At 60.0% G+C, this 1,138-nt stretch carries 1 protein-coding gene; it reads right to left on the bottom strand.

The features are described 5' to 3' along the window. Positions 1-220: 220 nt before the first annotated feature. A complete protein-coding gene (locus ABEV74_RS23120) occupies positions 221-1,111 on the bottom strand; it encodes a fumarylacetoacetate hydrolase family protein (protein ID WP_430150074.1) in 891 nt (296 codons plus the stop codon). Between the last annotated feature and the right edge of the window lie 27 nt (positions 1,112-1,138).

Genomic DNA, 1,138 nt, shown 5'->3' with positions numbered 1-1,138 from the left:
CAAACTATTGTACATCATCCGCCAATGCGGTTCATTCCCTCGTTTTTGTTGTAAAGAATGCAGCATTTGCTGGCACGCCTGCGGGGTCGGCGTTCTAAAAAAGGAATGGCGGTGTCGGGAGGTTATCCCGCACCGCCATTTCCAGCTTTCGGTTCGTTGCCGCCTTTTATAGGCAATTGTAAGCCATTCGACCTCGACCGGCCGCTACCTGCTGCTCCAGCTAGACAAACCGGTTCGTCAGCGCCCCCAGCCCTTCGATCTCGACCGTGACAACGTCGCCGGGCCGCAAATAGGCGCGCTGCTCCAGCGGCATGCCGAACGCGACCCCTTCAGGAGTCCCCGTCAGAATGAGGTCGCCCGGCTCGAGCGTCATATGCCGGGAGATATAGCTGATAATTTCCGCACAGGTGAAAATCATGTCCCGTGTGCTTGAATGCTGGCGCAGCTCCCCGTTCACCCGCGTCATGATTTGCAGCTGCTGCGGATCGCCGATTTCGTCGGCGGTGACGAGGTAGGGGCCGGCGGGACAAAACCCGTCGAACGTTTTGCCGAGCATCCATTGCGACGTCCGCATCTGCCAATCCCGGGCCGAAACGTCGTTGACGGCGCAGTACCCGAACACGCAGCCGAGCGCGGAGGACACATCGACATTGGCGGCGCGGCTGCCGATCACGATGCCAAGCTCCGCTTCGTAATCGACCTCGTTCGAGCCTTCGGGCAGACGAATGTCGTCGCCATGCGCGGCCAGCGCATTGTTGAATTTATTGAACAGCAGCGGCACCTTCGGATAGGGCAGCTTCGACTCGTCCGCATGCTTGCGGTAGTTCAAGCCGGTGCAGATGATTTTGCCCGGAGCGGGGACGCACGGTCCCCAATCAACGGCGCTTTCCTCGATGGCGAACGCCGAGCATTCTTCCTCTCTCAACCGCTCCAAATAGCGTTCCAGCGCCTTCCGTCCGGCCGTACCGGACCGGATGAACGCCATCGGCTCGGCTGCGATGCCGTCCTCCGGATGAACGCCGAGCGCCGCCTTTACGTCGACGATTCGGCGGTCATCCAGCATCGCTCCCAACCGATACGCGCCGTCCCCCGCGATAGCCAGCAGTTTCATCGTCTTCACTCCTCGTATAGTATGTTT

It is taken from the genome of Paenibacillus cisolokensis (genome assembly GCF_050481165.1).
In the GTDB taxonomy this organism is placed as follows: Bacteria; Bacillota; Bacilli; order Paenibacillales; family Paenibacillaceae; genus Paenibacillus_AH; species Paenibacillus_AH cisolokensis.
This window is presented reverse-complemented; position numbering and strand designations above follow the sequence as displayed.